The following is an 18,501-nucleotide window of genomic DNA, read 5'->3' on the forward strand; positions in this document are numbered from 1 at the left end:
ATGCGTATTCCCCTCGGGAGGAGGGAGAATCCGGTCATCGGGATCACAGAGGGAGGGACACTTTGCCTGCGATCGAAACCTTTTACGACGTGATGCGTCGGCAGGGGATTACCCGCCGCAGCTTCATGAAATATTGCTCGCTGACGGCGGCGGCGCTGGGTCTCGGCCCGGCCTATGTGCCCAAGATCGCCCATGCGATGGAAACCAAGCCGCGCACCCCGGTGATCTGGGTGCACGGGCTCGAATGTACCTGTTGTTCGGAAAGCTTCATCCGCTCTGCCCACCCGCTGGCCAAGGATGTCGTGCTCTCGATGATCTCGCTCGACTATGACGACACGCTGATGGCGGCGGCGGGCGCGCAGGCGGAAGCCGCGCTGCAGGAGACGATCGACAAGTATAAAGGGAATTACATCCTCGCCGTGGAGGGCAATCCGCCGCTCAACGAAGATGGGATGTACTGCATCGTGGGCGGCAAGCCCTTCGTGGACCAACTCCGCCACGCTGCCGAGCACGCGAAAGCCATTATCTCCTGGGGCGCCTGCGCCTCCTATGGCTGCGTGCAGGCTGCCGCCCCGAACCCGACGCGCGCCACGCCGGTGCACAAGGTCATCACCGACAAGCCGATCATCAAGGTGCCGGGCTGCCCGCCCATCGCCGAGGTGATGACCGGCGTGATCACCTACATGCTGACCTTCGACCGGATGCCCGAGCTGGACCGTCAGGGCCGTCCGCAGATGTTCTATTCGCAGCGTATCCACGACAAATGCTACCGCCGTCCGCATTTCGACGCTGGTCAGTTCGTCGAGACGTGGGACGACGAGAACGCGCGCAAGGGCTATTGCCTCTACAAGATGGGCTGCAAAGGGCCGACCACCTACAACGCGTGCTCGACCGTGCGCTGGAACGAGGGTGTCAGCTTCCCGATCCAGTCGGGTCACGGCTGTATCGGCTGTTCCGAGGACGGGTTCTGGGATCAGGGCTCCTTCTACGACCGGCTCACCAACATCAAGCAATTCGGGATCGAAGCGAATGCCGATGTGGTCGGCGGCACCACGGCGGCCGTCGTCGGCGGTGCGGTGGCAGTTCACGCTGCCGTCTCCGCGCTCAAACGCGCCCAGAAGAAGAACGAGGAGGCGTAATCCATGTCGGTTCTCAACACGCCGAACGGCTACACGATGGACAATTCGGGCAAGCGGGTCGTCGTCGACCCGGTGACACGGATCGAAGGTCACATGCGCTGCGAAGTGAATGTGGACGAAAACAACATGATCACCAACGCGGTCTCGACCGGCACGATGTGGCGCGGGCTCGAGGTGATCCTGAAGGGCCGCGATCCGCGTGACGCCTGGGCCTTCACCGAGCGGATCTGCGGCGTCTGCACCGGCACCCATGCGCTGACCTCGGTCCGCGCGGTGGAAGATGCGCTGGGGATCCAGATCCCCGACAATGCGAATTCGATCCGGAACATGATGCAGCTCGCGCTGCAGATCCATGACCACATCGTGCATTTCTATCACCTGCACGCGCTCGATTGGGTCAATCCGGTCAACGCCCTGCGCGCAGACCCGAAGGCGACTTCGGAGCTGCAGCAGAAGGTCAGCCCGAGCCATCCGCTCTCCTCCCCAGGCTATTTCCGGGACGTGCAGAACCGTCTCAAGAAATTCGTCGAAAGCGGACAGCTCGGGCTGTTCAAAAACGGCTATTGGGACAACCCGGCTTATCTGCTTCCGCCGGAAGCGGACCTGATGGCAACGACGCACTATCTGGAGGCGCTCGATCTTCAGAAGGAGATCGTGAAGGTTCACACCATCTTCGGTGGCAAGAACCCGCACCCGAACTGGCTGGTGGGCGGCGTGCCGTGCCCGATCAATATCGACGGCGTCGGCTCGGTCGGTGCGATCAACATGGAGCGGCTGAATCTCGTCTCCTCGATCATCGACAAGTGCCAGGAGTTCAACGAGAACGTCTATATCCCCGACGTGATCGCGATCGGCGGCTTCTACAAGAACTGGCTCTATGGCGGCGGTCTGTCGTCGCAGGCCTGTCTCGCCTATGGCGACATCCCCGAGAACCCGAACGACTTCTCGCCCGAGCAGCTTCATCTGCCGCGTGGCGCGATCATCAACGGCAATCTCAACGAGGTGCATGACGTCGATCCGCGCGATCCCGAACAGGTGCAGGAATTCGTCGATCACTCCTGGTACACCTATGGCGAGCCAGGCAAGGGCCTGCACCCGTGGGATGGCGTGACCGAGCCGCAATACGAGCTCGGGCCGAACGCCAAAGGCACGCGGACCAATATCATCGAGCTTGACGAGGCTGCGAAATACAGCTGGATCAAGGCCCCGCGCTGGAAGGGGCACGCGATGGAGGTCGGGCCGCTCGCGCGCTACGTCGTGGGCTACGCCAAGGGTCACGAGGACATCAAGAACCAGGTCGACGGCCTGCTGCGCAAGATGGACCTGCCGTTCAATGCGGTCTTCTCGACGCTGGGTCGCACCGCGGCGCGGGCGCTGGAATCCGAGTATTGCTCGCGACTGCAGCGGCATTTCTTCGACAAGATGATGACCAACATCAAGAATGGCGACGAAAGCACCGCCAATGTCGAGAAATGGGACCCGTCGAGCTGGCCGAAAGAGGCCAAGGGCGTCGGCATGACCGAGGCTCCGCGCGGCGCGCTGGGGCATTGGGTCAAGATCAAGGACGGGCGCATCGAGAACTACCAATGCGTCGTGCCCACCACCTGGAACGGTTCGCCCCGTGACACGCAGGGCAATATCGGGGCCTTCGAGGCGTCGCTGATGAACACCAAGGTGGAGCGTCCCGAAGAGCCGGTCGAAATCCTGCGCACCCTGCACAGCTTCGATCCGTGCCTTGCCTGTTCGACCCATGTGATGTCGCCCGACGGCGAAGAGCTCACCACCGTCAAGGTGCGCTGAGGGAGGAGGAAATCATGAAGAAACTCGCATTCGCTTTCAGCATGATCGCAGGTCCTGCGCTGGCCCATCCGGGCCACGCGGTGGCCCCCGGCGCGGAAGGGCACACCATCGCCCATGTCGCGATGGCGGCCGGCGCGATCGCCCTGGCCTATGTGGCCGTCGAGATCGCCCGCGCCGTCAAGCGCGTCCGCAAGGAGTAAGGGCGATGGAGGACACGATCCACACGCCAAACCCCAAGGCGACAGGGGCCTTCGAGGCCTCCCGCCTGACCGGCGACGCGACCGAGGAAGATCTCGACTCGATCCGCCGCCGGACCTCCGTCTATGTCTACGAGGCGCCTGTGCGCCTCTGGCACTGGCTCAACGCGCTGATGATCACGGTGCTGATCGTGACCGGTTTCCTGATCGGTGCGCCCCTGCCGTCGCTGCAGATCGGCGAAGCGACCGAGCAATTCGTCATGGGCTATATCCGCTTCGGCCATTTCGCGGCGGCGCAGGTCCTGACGGTGATCTTCTTTGGGCGCATCTACTGGGCCTTCGTGGGCAATCACCACGCCCGCCAGCTGTTCTACGTGCCGGTTTGGCGCAAGCGCTGGTGGAAAGAGCTGGGGCACGAGCTGCGCTGGTATGCTTTCCTTGAGAAGACGCCGAAGAAATATGTCGGTCACAACCCGCTGGCACAGCTTGCGATGTTCTTCTTCATGACGCTCGGGATCACCTTCATGCTGATCACCGGCTGGGCGCTCTATGCGGAAGGTGCGGGACAGGGCTCTTTGCCCGATACGCTGATGGGCTGGGTGCTGGGTCTCGTGCAGAACTCGCAGAGGCTGCACACGCTGCACCATCTGGGAATGTGGGCCATCGTGATCTTCATGATCGTGCACATCTACGCGGCGATCCGCGAAGACATCATGAGCCGTCAGTCGATGGTCTCCACGATGATCTCCGGCCATCGGACGTTTAAGGACGATCGTATCGAGTAACGGTTCGTGAAGTGGTAGGGCGAACGGGCGCGGGTCAATCCGCGCCCGTTCTGCATTTGGGCCCGGATTCGAGCTGTTTCCAGCGTTGCGCCGCCTGTGGAAGATTTCATTGCAAAAGCCTGCTTAGATGGAAATATAGTTTCCACTTTGATTGCTTTGATGGCGGTGTGTTTTCCAAGAAAATTTAGTAAAAACAAAGACTAGACAGATTGTCGCAGTTCCGTGCGATTTCCGTGAAACCCGCCCACCTGCAAAGCCTATTGTCGGTTCGAGGCGAGGATGGCAACGCGCTTGCCGCCTCGGGGAGAGGGAGGAAATCATGTTGGACTTTGCGCCGGGCCGGGTGCTCGTTCTGGGTATCGGGAACGTTCTTTGGGCGGATGAGGGCTTCGGCGTGCGTTGCGTCGAGGTCATGGCCGAGACCCGCGCCGTGCCGGACAACGTCAAGCTCTTGGACGGCGGCACGCAGGGCCTGTATCTCCTGCCGTTTCTCGAAGAGGCCGACGCGCTGATCGTCTTCGACGCGATCGATTTCGGGCTGGAGCCGGGCGAGATGCGGGTGCTGCGCGACGCGGACGTGCCCGCCTTCATGGGCGCCAAGAAAATGAGCCTGCACCAGACCGGCTTTCAGGACGTGATCGCCACCGCGCAGCTGATGAACCGCTGCCCGGCGAAGCTGACGCTGATCGGCTGCCAGCCGGTTGAGCTGGAGGATTACGGTGGCGGGCTGCGCCCCGCGGTCGCCGCCCAGATCGAGCCCGCGATCCGCGAATGCGAAGCCGAACTGGCGCGCTGGGGTATTTCGGTCGCGGCAGGCGTGACGCAGGCCGATGACCTTGCCGATGCCTCGATCCGTCGTGGCGCGTACGAAGGGGGCCGCCCGACCGAGGGCGAGGCCTGCCGGATGGGCGATCACCGCTTCTTCCCCGGCGCCGAGAAGGTCCGTGCCTGATGTGCGTCGGAATCCCGGTTCAACTGGTGGCGGTCGATGGCATCCGCGGCGAGGTTCTCGAAGAGGGGCAGCCCGGCATCATCGATTTGTCGCTGACGCCCGACGCCAAGCCCGGCGACTGGCTTCTGGCCTTTCTCGGGGCTTCTCGCGAGGTGATCACCGAGGACGAGGCGACCAAGATCGCGGCCGCGCTTGGCGGGCTGCGGGCCCTGATGCAGGGCGGCGATCTGGGCGATGCTTTCGCCGATCTCGACGCCCGCGAGCCGCAACTGCCGCCCCATCTGCAAGCCGCGCGCGATGCCGGCAAAACGACTGCCTGAGGAGAGACACATGCACGATTTCGCAATGCCCGATACTGCCCAGCCCTCGGGCGCGATGCACCCGCTGGTAACCCGCCTGATCGACGAGATGGGCTATCCGCTTCTGGCGAACATGTCCGATGTGGCCGAGTTCACCGCGCGTCCCGGGGCGCATTGCCTGTTCATTCCGGGCGACGCCAAGCGCAACCTCGAGACCCCCGACGCCGCCGTGGTGCTGCCGGAAATCCGCATGGCCTTCCAGCACGCGTTCGACTGCGCGGTGGTGGGCGATGCGATCGAGACCGAGCTGCGCCAGCAGACCCGCGCGCTGAAAGCCCCCGGTTTCCTGTTCTACCGCGAGGGCGAGTATCTCGGCGCGATCGAGAAGATCCGCGACTGGGACGATTACGTCGCCCGCACCTCTCATATCCTGACCGCGAAAGGCTGAGACGATGGTTTCCAATTTCCACCTTCCGCCCATGGGCTTCGGTCCCGGCTCGCAACCCGAAGACGAGGATGCGCAACTCGAATACATGCAGCTCCCTTCGGGTATGCGCACCTATTCGGCGCATATGCCTGACATCGACGACCCTTCCAGCGTGACGCCAGCGCTCAAGACGCTGGCCGATGTGGCGAAGGCCTGCGGGGCGGCGGCGCAAGGCGGCATGGCGAGCTTCGATCTGAGCCATCTCGACGCGGAGAACCGCGCGCTCATCGCAGAGACGATGGGGCAGGGCGAGGTCGCGATGAAGATCCGCGGTATCCCGGCGCTCGCCGTGCAGGAGTCGGTCTTCGCGGGCGTCTGGATGATCGCAGGGTCGGGCGTCGACAAGATCGAGGTCGGTCCGGTCCCCTCGGCGGCGCTGAGCCGCGCCTTCGAGCCGTTCCGCAAGGCCGAAGGCAAGACCCATCCGCGCGGTCCGGGCGTTGTGAATGCGCCGGCGCTGATGGCCGAACTGGAGGATAAATCGGGCAGTTTCATGGGTGGCGAGCCGCATGTGGTGAACCTGACCCTGCTGCCCCATACCGAGGAAGACCTCGTCTGGCTGGATGCGGCGACGGGCGAAGGCGCGGTGACGATACTGTCGCGTGGTTACGGCAATTGCCGCGTCACCGCGACCGCGCTGCCCCATGTCTGGCGGGTGCAGTTCTTTAACTCGATGGACACGCTGATCCTCGACACGTTCGAAGTGACGACGATGCCCGAGGTGGCGATCGCCGCGAAAGAGGATCTCGTCGACTCCGCCGAGCGGATCGTCGAAGTGCTGGAGGCGATCCGATGAGCATCGCGGGGTTCGAGGGCAGCTACATGGGCGCCAATGATCGGATTTCCGATCAGGCGATCATGGAATGCAAGATCTGCTGGACGCCTTACGATCCGGCGGAGGGCGACGATTTCCGCCAAGTCCTGCCCGGCACGCCGTTCTCGATGCTGCCCGAGGACTGGCATTGCCCCAATTGCGACGCACCGAAAGAGCAGTTCATGGTGCAGTCCGATCCGGGCGCGCCCGCGATGCTGGAAGCGCGCCGGATCGAGGAACAGGTGGCCAAGCTCACGGCCGATTTCCGCGAGGTCTGGCATTCGAAAATGCGCGACGTGCCCTTGGTGAACAAGGCGCTCTCGGTCGAGCCGGTGGGGTTCGTCTCGCACGAGGGGCGCGGACTCGGCGTGCTTGTCAGTCCGTGGTTCATGAACCTGATCATGTTGCCGCGCGAGGGCGAGGATTGGTCGGCGCTGGTCCCCGGCGCCAAGGAAAACATCGACTTCCCGTCCGGCACGTACGAGTTCATCCATAACGTCCGCGAGATGGGCGGCGGCTACAAGGCGTGTTCGCTTTTCTCGCCGATGGGCGATTTCCAGACGCAGATGCAGGCGACCGATGTCGCCCGCGCGATCATGATGGAACTGTTCAAGGACGAGAACCGCGCCGAGACGGATCGCAAATCCGAAATCCGCGCCGGTCGCGAGGCCGAGCTTGCCGCGGTCGAAGAGGCGGAGGCCGCACAGGCGGCGGAAGATGCCCGCGTCGAGGAGATGGCGCAACCGACCCGGCGCAAGCTGATCTCGGCCGGTCTGGCCGAGGATGGGCCGCGCGACGCGGCGGATGACGAGGAATGACCCAGACGCTCGGCATAACCATCGCGCGCGACGGCGCTCGGCTGAAGGCGGTGCTTGCGCTGCCCGCGCCGAGCCCGGTCGAGGCGATGATGCTGGGCAAGACCCCCGAAGAGGTCGCGGAACTGATGCCCCGCCTGTTCAACCTGTGCGGCATGGCGCAGGGCCTCGCGGTGCGGCTGGCGACGGGGCTGGAGACCGCCGGATGCGACCCGCGGCGCGAGATTTTGCGCGACCATCTCTCCAAGCTATGCCTGCGCTGGCCCGCGCTGATCGGTCACGACCCGATGCCGCTGCCCGCGGATTGGTCGAAGGGCGGCGCGGCGTTGCAGCGCTGGATCTGGGGCAATGCGCGGCCCTCGCAGCTCGCGGATTGGCTAAGTTCCGGTGCGGGGATCAGCCCGCTTCTGGCCGCGATCGCGGAGCGCTTCGCGCCGGGCGAAGCAGTGGCCGATCTGCCCGACCTGTCGCAGCCTTTGTCGCTGGTGCCGCAGGAAAACTCCGCCGCCGGACGGGTGCGCGATGCGAATTTGATGCGGCAGGCCGAAGCTACTCATGGCCGCGGGCCGCTCTGGCGGGCGCTGGGGCGCGTGGTCGATCTGGATCGGCTGTGCGTCGATCAGCCGTCCGCGCGGCGGATCGCGCCGGGCGTGGCTTCGGTCGCGGCGGCGCGGGGCGCCTATACCTTGCAGGTCAGACTGAGCGGCGGTCGTGTGAGCGCGCTCACGCGGATCACGCCGACCGACCATCTGACCGTGCCGGGTGGGATGTTGCAGCGCAGCTTGGAGACCCTGCCCGCAGAGAAAGCGTCTTTGGCAAGCTTGGTAGTGGACATACTCGATCCCTGCGTGCCAGTTCTGATGCGGGAGGTCGCCAATGCATGAGATGTCGATCGCCGAAGGCATCCGCGGCGTGATCGAGGATGCGGCCAAGGCCAACAGCTTTTCGCGCGTGACCACGCTGCGGCTCGAAATCGGGCGCTTCGCAGGCGTCGAGAAACACGCGCTGGAATTCGCCTTCGACGTTGTGATGCGCGGCTCGCCCGCGGAAGGCGCGGAATTGCAGATTATCGACATTCCCGGCAAGGCGCTCTGCTATGATTGCGCGGAGACTGTGGAAATCGAACATCGACTGGACCCTTGCCCGAACTGCGGCGGCGGCAAATTGCTGGCGCAGGGCGGCGAGGAGATGCGGATCAAGGATATGGAGGTGCTCTGATGTGCACGGTGTGCGGATGCAGCGGACATAGCGTGGAAGATCAGTTCCGCGCCCATCTGGAAAAGAGCGGTCAGGCTGCGCCGAAAGCGGCGCCTCTGGCGGTACTCGCGCAAGGAACTCAGGCACCCGCGCAGGGCCATCATTCTCACGATCACGCCCCCCACCATCACCACCACGACCACGGCGATATCCATATCGGCCTTGGGGCGGCTGGCACCGAAGTGCCGGGTATGAGCCAAGAACGTCTGATCGAGATCGAGACCGATATCCTTTCGAAAAACAACGATTTCGCCGGGAAGAACCGGGCGCGACTGGCGCAGAAGGGCATCTTCGCGACCAACCTCGTCTCCTCTCCCGGCTCGGGCAAGACCACGCTCCTGTGCCGCACGATCGAGATGCTGGGCGATGCGCCGCTCGCAGTGATCGAGGGCGACCAGCAGACCACCAATGACGCGGACCGCATCCGCGCGACAGGCGCGAAGGCCATTCAGGTAAACACCGGCAAGGGCTGTCACCTCGACGGGCGCATGGTCGAGACCGCGCTGGACCGGCTCGCGCTGCCCGAAGGGTCGCTGCTGTTCATCGAGAATGTCGGCAACCTCGTCTGTCCCGCCGCCTTCGATCTGGGCGAGGACGCGAAGGTCGCGATCCTGTCGGTCACCGAGGGCGAGGACAAGCCGCTGAAATACCCGGACATGTTCGCCGCCGCCGGTCTCGCGATCCTCAACAAGACCGATCTGGCCCCCTATTGCGATGTCGATCTCGATCTCTACGAGGCCAACATCAAGCGCGTGAACCCGGAGATCGAGGTGCTGCGCGTCTCGGCCCGCACGGGCGAGGGGATGCAGGCGTGGCTCGATTGGCTCAAGCGCGGGCTCGACCGGAAGGCCGCGTCATGACCGGCTCGACCCCGGCCATCCTCCTCGTCGATGACGAGCCCCATTCGCTTCAGGCGATGAAAATGGCGCTCGAGGACGAGTTCGAGATCCTCACCGCGCCGGGGGCTGAAGAGGCGATGGCGGTACTCGAAGAGGAATGGGTGCAGGTGATCTTCTGCGATCAGCGGATGCCCGGCCGCTCGGGGGTCGATTTCCTCACCGAGGTGCGCGAGCGCTGGCCGGAAACGGTGCGGATCGTGATCACCGGCTACACCGACAGCGCGTCGATGGTGGCCGCGATCAATGATGCGGGCATTCACCAGTTTATCGCCAAGCCCTGGCATCCCGAGCAGCTTCTGGCGGTGGCCCGCAATGCCGCGCGGATGTTCCAGCTGTCGCGTGAGAACGAGCGGCTGACGCTGGAGATGCGGTTCCTCAACTCGACCACCGAGACGCGGGTCGAGAAGCGGCGCCGGTCCTTGCGCGAGGGGATGGGGTTCGAGACGATCCTGCGCGCGCCCAATTCCGCGATGAACGCGGCGGTCACTCTCGCGCGGCAATATGCCAGCTTCGACGTGCCGGTGTTGATGACGGGTGAGCCGGGCACGGGCAAGACGCAGATGGCCCGCGCGATGCATTACGGCTCGCTGCGCTCGGAGAAGCCGTTCTACGAATTGAATATTTCCGGCATGCCGGAAGATCTCGCGATGGTCGAGCTGTTCGGCGCCAAGCGCGGCGTGCTGCCCGGTGGCGTGGCCAAGATCGGGCTGGCGCAGAAAGCCGATCGCGGCACGCTCTATCTGGCCGGGATCGAGGGCGCGAGCCCGGCATTGCAGCTTGCGCTACACCGGATGCTGCGCGACGGGGTCGTGACCCCGGTGGGCGGGCAGGAGGCGGTCTCGACCAATCTGCGACTGATCGCGGGCGCGTCGGGCGACCTGCGCGCAGGCGTCGCCGAGGGGCGGTTCCGCACGGACCTTTACTATGCGCTGAGCCTTGGCGAGATCGCGATCCCGCCGCTGCGCGCGCGGCGGGGCGACGTGGCGATGCTGGCGCAGGCGATCCTGTCCGAGGTCGCGACGAGCCACGGCAAGCCGGTGATGGGGTTCGAGGCGGCGGCGCTGGAATTTCTGGAGAATTACGACTGGCCGGGCAATCTGCGCGAACTGACCAACGAGGTCACGCGGATGCTGATCTTCGCGCAGGACAACGTTCTGGGCGCAGAGCTGATCTCGCGCCACATCCTGCAGGCCGATCCATCGGATGAGGGCGCCGATCGCGCCGCCGAGGACGTGATGACCGCCGAGGGCACGCTCAAGGACCGGATCGAGCTGATGGAGATGCGCATCCTGCGCGAGACGCTTACCCGCAACCGCTGGAACAAGAGCCGGGCTGCGGCCGAGCTGGGCCTGTCGCGCGTGGGCCTGCGGGCGAAACTGGATCGTTACGGCATCGCCGACCCGTCGGTGGCCACCGAGGAGGAGAGTGACTGATGTGTTTGGGTATTCCGGGCCAGATCGTGGCGATCACCGATGAGACGCGCCAGATGGCGATGGCCGAGGTGTCGGGCGTGCGCCGCGAAGTGAACGTGGCTTGCGTGGCGGATGGCGCGCTGGAGGGGCTCGTAGGGCAATGGGCGCTGATCCATGTCGGTTTCGCAATGAGCCTGATCGACGAGGTCGAGGCCGAAAAGACGCTGATCGCGCTGCGCGATCTTGGCGAGGCGCAGGAGGCGCTGGAACAAATGGCCGCGGGCGACGCCGCGCTGGCAGGGGAGTGAGGCAGATGAAATTCGCATCCGAATTCCGCGATCCGAAAGCCGCCAAGGTGCTGCTGGCCGAGATCGCCAAGGTGGCCGACCGGATCGGCGCGACGAAGGACAAGCCCGTCCACATCATGGAGGTCTGCGGCGGGCATACCCATTCGATCTTCCGCTACGGGCTCGACAAGCTGGTCCATGAGGGCATCGAGTTCATCCACGGCCCCGGCTGCCCGGTCTGCGTCCTGCCGCGCGCGCGGGTCGATGAATGCATCGAGATCGCCGAGCGTCCGGGCGTGATCTTCACCACTTTCGGCGATGCGATGCGCGTGCCGGGCACGAAGAAATCGCTTCTGCAGGCGAAGGCCGATGGCGCGGATATCCGCATGGTCTATTCGCCGCTCGACGCGCTGGAGCTGGCGCGCCGTAACCCGGAGCGCGAGGTGGTGTTCTTCGGGTTGGGGTTCGAGACCACGACCCCCTCCACGGCGCTCGCGATCCAGCAGGCTGCGCGCGAAGGCTTGGGCAATTTCAGCGTGTTCTGCAACCACATCACCGTGCCCGAGCCGATCAAGGCCCTCTTGGACGATCCGCATATGTGCCTCGACGGGTTCATCGGGCCCGGTCATGTCTCGATGGTGATCGGGATCCATCCCTATGATTTCATTGCGCAGGATTACGGCAAGCCGATCGCGGTGGCAGGCTTCGAACCGCTCGATCTGCTGCAATCGGTGCTGATGGTTCTGCGCCAGATCGCTGAAGGCCGCGCCGAGGTCGAGAACCAATATGCCCGCGTCGTGCCCGAGCATGGAAACCCGGTCAGCCTTGCCGCGATCGACGATGTCTACGAGACGCGGCCGTCGTTTGAATGGCGCGGCTTGGGCGAGATCGACAGGTCGGGGCTGCGCATCCGTGCGCAATACGAGGCCTATGACGCCGAGGAGAAGTTCGGCATCGGCTATGCCGCCGGTCGGCGCGAGGTCGAAGAGGCCGAGGGTTGCGCCTGCGGGCAGGTGATGACGGGGCGGATGAAGCCGGTGGAGTGCCCGCAATTCGGGCGCGGTTGCACGCCGGAAATGCCGCTTGGCGCGCTGATGGTGAGTTCCGAAGGGGCCTGTGCGGCCTATTGGCAATATGGCGGCGCGCGCGCTGTCGAGCCGGCGGAGTAAAGGGGGCGCTGCCCCCGTCGCCGGAGGGCGACAGTGATTGAGGGAAGAGGGGGCTCCGCCCCCGCGCTTGCGCGCTCCCCCGGGATATTTGAACCAAGGCGAAGGTGTTTAGAATGGCTTTGCGCGACGAGCGGGTGACGCTGGCCCATGGCGGCGGCGGCAAGGCGATGCGGGATCTGATCGAGGAGGTGTTCACCTCGGTCTTCGCGCCGCCCGGCATGGAAGATCAGGCGCGGCTGCAGGCCGAGGCGCTGGCCGAGCCCGGCGCGCGGCTGGCCTTTACGACCGATAGCTATGTGGTGACGCCGATCGAGTTTCCGGGCGGCGATATCGGCAAGATTGCGGTTTGCGGCACGGTGAACGATCTGGCGGTGGGCGGCGCGACACCGCTCTGGCTCTCGGCGGCCTTTATCATCGAGGAAGGCACCGAGATCGCGCTTCTGCGCCGGATCGTGGCGACGATGGCGCGCGAGGCGGAGGCTGCCGGTGTGAGGATCGTCACCGGCGATACCAAAGTGGTCGGGCGCGGGGCTTGCGACGGGGTGTTCGTCACCACCGCGGGCGTCGGCGTGATCTCCGGCGGGGTCGAGATGGCCGCAGGGCTGGTCGCGGCCGGCGATGTGGCGATCGTGAACGGGGTGCTGGGCGATCATGGCGCGACGATCCTTGCCGCGCGCGGCGATCTGGCGCTGTCGAGCGCGATCGAGAGCGATTGCGCCGCTCTGGGGCATCTGATGGCGGATGTGCTGGCGGTGGCGCCGGGTGCGAAGGCCGCGCGAGATCTGACGCGGGGCGGACTGGCCTCGGCGCTCAACGAGATTGCGGAAGCCGCGGGCTGCGGCATCGAGATCGCCGAGGACGCGTTGCCGCTGCGCACCGAGGTCGTCGGGATGTGCGAGATCCTCGGGCTCGATCCACTGTATCTGGCCAATGAGGGGCGGCTCGTGGTCTTCGTGCCCGAGGTCGAGGCCGAGGCGGCGCTGGCCGCGATGCGCGCGCGCCCCGAAGGGACCGGCGCGGTGATCGTGGGCCGTGCGGTCGAGGGGCATAAGCAGGTGCGGATGACGACGGCCTTCGGCGGTCAGCGCATCGTCGATATGCTGGTGGGCGAGCAACTGCCGCGTATCTGCTAGAGTTCCTTTAGCAGGGCGCGCAGCGTGTCTGCGGCGGTGCTCAACGCCCGTTCGTCGAAGGCGGCATAGCCCAAGAGCAGGCCTTGCGGCGGGTCAGGCAGGCGGGCGTGGGACGATAGCGCCCGCAGCGTGAGGCCCACCGCTTTGGCGCGCTCGGATATCGCACGGTCGCCCAGAGGGGCGAGGGCCGGGCCGAGGCCTGCGCAGAGATGCATTCCCGACGGATCGGGCTGAAGCTGAAGATAGTCCTCCAGTCCCGTCAGTTCGTTCAGCAGGTGACGCTGTCGCTTGGCGTAATGGCGCCGCATCCGCCGCAGATGGGTTGCGAATTCGCCGCTCGCCATGAAGCTCGCCAGCGCCGGTTGCGGAACCATCGAGACCCGCGATCCGGTCGTCGCAATCGCGTCGCGCATCGGGGTCACCAGCCGCTCGGGCAACACCAGATAGCCGATCCGCAGCGCCGGGCTGAGCAATTTCGAAAAGCTGCCCATATAGATCACGCGCTGCAATCCATCGAGCCCGGCGAGCGCGGGCAGCGGCTGGCCGCGATAGCGGAACTCGCTGTCGTAATCATCCTCGACGATCAAAGCGTCGCGCTCGCGCGCCCAGTCAAGCAGCGCCAGCCTGCGCGTCAGCGGCATCGCGATCCCGGTCGGGAAATGGCGCGATGGGGTGATGGTGACCGCGCGAGTCTCGGGCGGCAGATCGGCGGGGTCGAGCCCCTCGGCGTCGATGCGCACCGGGCGCTCGGTGATCCCGCTTGCGGCCAGCACATGACCCATCGTCGCCCAGCCTGGGTCTTCGGTCGCCATCAGCGCGCCGGGGGGCAGCGCCGCCCGCGCGATCAGGTCGAACCCGTCCCACGCACCGCCGGTGATCACCACCTGTTCGGTCGCGCAGTCGAGGCCGCGCCATGCCGCGAGGTGGTCGCGGATGGCCTGCCGCAGCGGAGGCCAGCCGAAAGGGTCGGGCCGGTCAAGAAGCGCGGGATCGGGGTTGCGCCATGCCCGCTCAAGGTGGCGTGCCCAGAGCCTGTGCGGGAACAGCGTCTGATCCGGCAGGCCGGGCTGAAAGGGCAGCCACGTCTGTGCCGTGTGCGGCTGCGAATGTGGCGCGTCCCGCGGCGCGGGCGGTGCGAGATGGGGCAGGTCCTCGGCCACATAGGTGCCGCCGCCGGGGCGCGTGCTCAGGTAGCCCTCGGCGATCAGCTGATCATATGCGGTGCTCACCGTCATGCGCGAGACCGACAGCTCCTCGGCCAGAGCGCGGCTTGGTGGCAGGCGCTCTCCGGCTGCGGCGGGATCGGCGCGCAGCATCTCGCGCAGCGCTTGCGTCAGCTGCGCGTGCAGCGGCAAGCCGGAGCGGCGATCCAGCGACAGACCGAAGAGGGCGGCGTTCAGATTGGACTGGTGCATTTTGGCGAAACTGGACATGTTTTCCTATCCAATAGGGCGGTATCGCTGCCGGGACAAGATAGACCCGCTTTGAGTGAGATCCCCATGACCGAGCCCCTTCCCGTGACCGACCGTTCCCGCCTGCGCCGCCTACATGAGCGCGGCCATTTCGACCGCGCGACGATCAACGCGATCCTCGATGCGCAGCCGATGTGCCATGTGGGCTATGTCCGCGATGGCAGGCCTTATGTGACGCCGACGATGCAATGGCGCGAGGGCAATCACGTCTATTGGCACGGCTCTTCCGCGAGCCGCGCTTTGCGCAGCGAGACGCAGGCCGAGGTTTGTCTGACGGTCTCGATCCTCGATGGGTTGGTGCTGGCACGCTCGGGCATGCATCATTCGCTCAATACGCGGTCGGTGATGCTCTATGGGACCGCGTTCAAGGTGGAGGATCCGGCGGAGAAGCTGCAAAAGCTCGGGACCTTCGTGAACCATCTCTATCCGGGGCGCTACGAGATGCTGCGCCCCGATCACGCGCAGGATCTGAAAGCGACGACCGTGCTGGGGATGGAGATCACTGAGGGCGCGGCGAAGATCCGGACCGGTGGGCCGAGCGACGACGAGGAGGATTACGCGCTGCCGATCTGGGCCGGGGTGATCCCGATCCGTCTGGAGGTGGGCGACCCGATCCCCGATCCGCGCAATCTCGAGGGCGTCGAAATGCCCGCGCATGTGCGCGATTTCCGCTATGGCGGTTAATTCGAGGCGATCTGGTCGAGCTCTCTCAGGCGCATCTCGTAGAAGTAGGTGAGGCAATCGATCAGGCTGCGGAATTGCAGCGGGTCGTTCGTGTCGATGCCGCCCGGACGACAGGCGCGGTCGCGGATATTGAGCCAGCGTCGCTGGCTTTGCTTCGTGTTGTCCGCGTCCTTTGCGACGGCTTGTCCGTAGAGCTTGCCCAGCACACCGTCAAGCTGGCCGAGCGGGCGGATCAAACAGATTACCTCCGCCGCCGGATCGAGCTTGCTGGTACAATCGAAGCTGGGGGCGGTGGTGTCGGGAAACTGGGCGAGGATCGGCGCGACGCCTTCGGAGGGCTCGATGGCGGGGAAATTGTTCCAGACGCCATCCGGGCCGAGGATGGTGAAATCGTTGATCGGGTAGGGAGTGTCGTAGTCTAGGATTTCGCGCCGACGGTTCTCTGGGAAGTATGGGGAATGAATGTCGGGGGAATAGGTCTGCACATACCAACGCCCATCCGCCTGCTTGAAAACGGTACAATCCATGCGCCCCGTTCGCAGCATTATGTTTTCGAAGAAGTAAACGTCATCTCCGTTTGGCGGCAAGAGAGGCTGCATGAAGTTTTTCATGTCGGCGCGCGGAAGCGGACCGCCTGATCGTTTAACGTCCGAAGGGATCAACGCGCCGGTCGGGGTGGCTCCTCCAGAGCTATTCACCATAGTGGCAGAAGGCTCGTAGAACCAGTATTCCCCGGTATTTTCAAAGACAACATATGTGCAGGCGTTAAATGCACCGAGGATTCCAATCTGCTTGGGTGCGGTAATGCGATCGGCCACGAGTGTCGTTTTGGTGGCCTTCAATGCCGAAACATTGTTCAGAAGCAGATACTGTTCAGCCAACGGGCGCTCATCTTCTTGACGATATTTCTTTCCGATCATCGAGAAGACGAAATCCGGGTCGAGTTCCCAAGCGCTCATTCGTTTGGTGATCTCGTTGATCGCATCTTGGGCCTGAGCGTAAAACTGATTTGCGATGAGCTTACTGAGTTCTTTCGAGAATGGCGTGCCATCCGACACCTGAATTGCGCTCGTAATGCTGGAAAATGGGGCGTGAAAGCCAACAACAGCTTCGGAGTGAATATGCCGGATCGGCATTTCCTTTGCGCCACGGGCCATGCGGACAGAGCCACCCAGGAACGCGATTGCGCAGGCGGATAGGCACTGATCGCCCTTGCCGACATAGGTCTCAAATCCCACGATCTGGTCGGAGAGCTTTAGCCCTGCGTAGAAGTCGCCACCTCCGCTATTGAGTGACACCACGACGTTCTTCTCGTTCACGCCAAGAGATTGGGTCTGGTTGAAAATCTCGCTGGCGTGCTCCGCTACGACCTCACTGAACTTCTCCGCGTCCCCGGTCTCGATCTCCCCCTCGATCCGGATGTGCAGGTAATCCTTGAAGTCGAAACTGTCGCCCGCGCGCACGGCATCCCCAAACGCTTCCTCCCCGAAAGGGAGCACGAATTCGTCGGTAATGGGCGGTGCCCAGTAGATGTCGGCCGCCTGGGCAGTCGGCGCGAAAGCGAGAGTGCTCAGCGCGGCGAAGGCAGGGATCAGTCGTCGCATCTGGCCTCCACGAAGTGCTGCAGGCCGGTCCCGAGCCCGGAAGTGCCGAAGGTCTCGCGCACTTGGGTGATCGGGCCTTGGTAGAGGTCGGCGAAACTGGCGGCGTAGCCACAGAAATAGTCAGTGGCGATCTGTGCGTCGCAGCGTTTGGTCGCGATGCACAGCTCGACCTGATCGAAGAAATTCGCCATTTCCGATACGGCCGCGAATTGCTCCTGGCGCTTTGCGGGGGGGCGTTTCTGGAAGAGCAGGTCAAGAAATTTTTGTCGCTGCGCGGGAGGGATGCCGCCTTTGATCGCTGTGACTTTGGCTAGGGCGTCCGAGTTCTGCCACCAGAACTGCGCAAGTTCGCGGCGGGCGCTTCCTGCATATTCGAGGTCGGAAAACCTAGCCACCATCTCGAGCGAGAGATCGGCCTTCCGGTCCTCGCGCCATTGGTAGATTTGCCCGGCGGTGAAGAGGAGGGCAGCTATCGTGGCGATCCAGGAGCCCATCTCGATCTTATCCCGGATGCTCATGGCCGTGTTGGACGCGACTTCGGGCGGGGCGGTATCCGCTTCAGGCGCGTCTCTGGGCACATTGGGGGCGTCTGCGGTAGCGGGCGGCGTTTGCCCCGCGCTCACTGCGGGCATCCCGAGAAATCAAGCTCGGCCACCGGAATTTCGGTCTTCTCGTCGAGCTTTGCGACCTGCTTGCGCGCGACGCTGTCGAAACTGTCGCGCAGGCATTCGAGCTGCGCACGGGTCAACACGAGCACTGCAGCTTTGGGATTGGCGGGGATGACCGCGCCGGATTGCAACCGCGGCAGACCTTCCGAGTCGATGGCGGAATTGCGGCTCGTTCCCTGTGCGATCTCCGCTGCAGTGGGGTCGAAAACCCCGTCTTTGCAGAAGCCCACGAAGAGGATTGACGGGAATGCCCGTTGCTCGAGGTAGTCGGTTGCATGATCGCGCAGGCACTCGGCCTGATCCCATCGCAGGGCGGGACCTTCACCGGAGCTTTGGGCATAAGCGGCGCCAGTCGATGCGAGGGCGATCCCTGCGACGGCAAGGATCGGAAAGGCAGAAAACTGATACGACGCAACGAACATGACAATGATCCGAACTGAGTTGAACCATTTCAACAGGCTAGCAAATCGGAGGGATTCGGCAAAGCGCCGCCGGGGGCGAGGCGAAACATGCTCGGGCGTTGCGCGGAGCTGTCGGTTTTTGTTCGGTTTTGGTCGAAGCGCGCAAAAATGCGCTTCACAAAATCGTGAGCAATGGATCGGCCTAACTTCGAGAAACTTCGAAATTC

The 18,501-nt window shown here is 64.3% G+C and carries 21 protein-coding genes; 17 read left to right on the plus strand and 4 right to left on the minus strand.

Annotation, left to right across the window (positions count from 1 at the left end; all coding sequences use genetic code 11):
- Positions 1–62 precede the first annotated feature (62 nt).
- The 16 genes from BMI89_RS04365 (at position 63) to hypE (ending at position 13,445) form a co-directional block, all read left to right on the plus strand.
- Positions 63–1,139 (plus strand): hydrogenase small subunit, encoded by a 1,077-nt coding sequence (locus tag BMI89_RS04365; RefSeq protein WP_078548350.1) that lies wholly within the window; start codon positions 63–65, stop codon positions 1,137–1,139.
- Between the two features lie 3 nt (positions 1,140–1,142).
- Positions 1,143–2,939, plus strand: coding sequence for a nickel-dependent hydrogenase large subunit (locus tag BMI89_RS04370; RefSeq protein ID WP_038145393.1), 1,797 nt, complete (start codon positions 1,143–1,145; stop codon positions 2,937–2,939).
- Between the two features lie 14 nt (positions 2,940–2,953).
- Positions 2,954–3,139: a hypothetical protein gene (locus BMI89_RS04375; protein WP_038145392.1), complete on the plus strand. Its 186-nt coding sequence runs from the start codon at positions 2,954–2,956 to the stop codon at positions 3,137–3,139.
- Positions 3,140–3,144: 5 nt separating this feature from the next.
- Positions 3,145–3,921, plus strand: a complete 777-nt coding sequence (gene cybH / locus BMI89_RS04380) for a Ni/Fe-hydrogenase, b-type cytochrome subunit (RefSeq protein ID WP_038145390.1) — start codon at positions 3,145–3,147, stop codon at positions 3,919–3,921.
- A gap of 319 nt (positions 3,922–4,240) precedes the next feature.
- Positions 4,241–4,873 carry a HyaD/HybD family hydrogenase maturation endopeptidase gene (locus tag BMI89_RS04385; protein WP_078542012.1) on the plus strand — a complete coding sequence of 211 codons (633 nt, stop codon included), beginning with the start codon at positions 4,241–4,243 and terminating at the stop codon, positions 4,871–4,873.
- Entirely contained in the window at positions 4,873–5,193 is a 321-nt protein-coding gene (locus tag BMI89_RS04390) for a HypC/HybG/HupF family hydrogenase formation chaperone (protein ID WP_038145386.1), read from the plus strand. Before BMI89_RS04385 ends, BMI89_RS04390 begins: the two co-directional genes overlap by 1 nt.
- A gap of 10 nt (positions 5,194–5,203) precedes the next feature.
- Positions 5,204–5,620: a hydrogenase accessory protein gene (locus BMI89_RS04395; protein ID WP_078569979.1), complete on the plus strand. Its 417-nt coding sequence runs from the start codon at positions 5,204–5,206 to the stop codon at positions 5,618–5,620.
- Positions 5,621–5,624: 4 nt separating this feature from the next.
- Entirely contained in the window at positions 5,625–6,455 is an 831-nt protein-coding gene (locus tag BMI89_RS04400) for a hydrogenase expression/formation protein (RefSeq protein WP_078569980.1), read from the plus strand.
- A gap of 2 nt (positions 6,456–6,457) precedes the next feature.
- A complete protein-coding gene (hybE, locus tag BMI89_RS04405; protein ID WP_078570170.1) occupies positions 6,458–7,291 on the plus strand; it encodes a [NiFe]-hydrogenase assembly chaperone HybE in 834 nt (277 codons plus the stop codon).
- Positions 7,288–8,172, plus strand: a complete 885-nt coding sequence (locus BMI89_RS04410; RefSeq protein ID WP_078569981.1) for a hypothetical protein — start codon at positions 7,288–7,290, stop codon at positions 8,170–8,172. Before hybE ends, BMI89_RS04410 begins: the two co-directional genes overlap by 4 nt.
- Positions 8,165–8,506: a hydrogenase maturation nickel metallochaperone HypA gene (gene hypA / locus BMI89_RS04415; protein WP_078520435.1), complete on the plus strand. Its 342-nt coding sequence runs from the start codon at positions 8,165–8,167 to the stop codon at positions 8,504–8,506. The genes BMI89_RS04410 and hypA overlap by 8 nt, the downstream gene beginning before the upstream one ends.
- On the plus strand, positions 8,506–9,405 hold the full coding sequence (gene hypB, locus BMI89_RS04420) for a hydrogenase nickel incorporation protein HypB (RefSeq protein WP_078569982.1): 900 nt from the start codon (positions 8,506–8,508) through the stop codon (positions 9,403–9,405). Before hypA ends, hypB begins: the two co-directional genes overlap by 1 nt.
- Positions 9,402–10,877, plus strand: a complete 1,476-nt coding sequence (locus BMI89_RS04425) for a sigma-54 dependent transcriptional regulator (RefSeq protein WP_078548325.1) — start codon at positions 9,402–9,404, stop codon at positions 10,875–10,877. The genes hypB and BMI89_RS04425 overlap by 4 nt, the downstream gene beginning before the upstream one ends.
- On the plus strand, positions 10,877–11,164 hold the full coding sequence (gene hypC / locus BMI89_RS04430; RefSeq protein WP_078548323.1) for a HypC/HybG/HupF family hydrogenase formation chaperone: 288 nt from the start codon (positions 10,877–10,879) through the stop codon (positions 11,162–11,164). The genes BMI89_RS04425 and hypC overlap by 1 nt, the downstream gene beginning before the upstream one ends.
- Before the next feature lie 5 nt (positions 11,165–11,169).
- Complete coding sequence (hypD, locus tag BMI89_RS04435) at positions 11,170–12,312, plus strand: hydrogenase formation protein HypD (RefSeq protein WP_078569983.1); 1,143 nt, start codon at positions 11,170–11,172, stop codon at positions 12,310–12,312.
- A gap of 113 nt (positions 12,313–12,425) precedes the next feature.
- Entirely contained in the window at positions 12,426–13,445 is a 1,020-nt protein-coding gene (gene hypE, locus BMI89_RS04440; RefSeq protein ID WP_078569984.1) for a hydrogenase expression/formation protein HypE, read from the plus strand.
- Here hypE and BMI89_RS04445 read toward each other — a convergent pair.
- Positions 13,442–14,878 (minus strand): PLP-dependent aminotransferase family protein, encoded by a 1,437-nt coding sequence (locus BMI89_RS04445; RefSeq protein WP_078569985.1) that lies wholly within the window; start codon positions 14,876–14,878, stop codon positions 13,442–13,444. The genes hypE and BMI89_RS04445 overlap by 4 nt on opposite strands.
- 66 nt (positions 14,879–14,944) lie before the next feature.
- On the opposite strand from BMI89_RS04445, the gene BMI89_RS04450 reads away from it, so the two are divergent.
- A complete protein-coding gene (locus BMI89_RS04450) occupies positions 14,945–15,601 on the plus strand; it encodes a pyridoxamine 5'-phosphate oxidase family protein (protein WP_078569986.1) in 657 nt (218 codons plus the stop codon).
- On the opposite strand, the gene BMI89_RS04455 is transcribed toward BMI89_RS04450, so the two are convergent.
- From BMI89_RS04455 to BMI89_RS04465, 3 genes are all read right to left on the minus strand, one after another.
- Positions 15,598–17,205: a hypothetical protein gene (locus BMI89_RS04455; RefSeq protein WP_078569987.1), complete on the minus strand. Its 1,608-nt coding sequence runs from the start codon at positions 17,203–17,205 to the stop codon at positions 15,598–15,600. The genes BMI89_RS04450 and BMI89_RS04455 overlap by 4 nt on opposite strands.
- A complete protein-coding gene (locus BMI89_RS04460; protein ID WP_143593816.1) occupies positions 17,193–17,723 on the minus strand; it encodes a hypothetical protein in 531 nt (176 codons plus the stop codon). The genes BMI89_RS04455 and BMI89_RS04460 overlap by 13 nt, the downstream gene beginning before the upstream one ends.
- A gap of 101 nt (positions 17,724–17,824) precedes the next feature.
- On the minus strand, positions 17,825–18,328 hold the full coding sequence (locus tag BMI89_RS04465; RefSeq protein WP_168176771.1) for a hypothetical protein: 504 nt from the start codon (positions 18,326–18,328) through the stop codon (positions 17,825–17,827).
- Positions 18,329–18,501: the final 173 nt, after the last annotated feature.

The sequence above is a fragment of the Thioclava sp. F36-7 genome (assembly GCF_002020075.1).
Classification (GTDB): Bacteria; Pseudomonadota; Alphaproteobacteria; order Rhodobacterales; family Rhodobacteraceae; genus Thioclava; species Thioclava sediminum.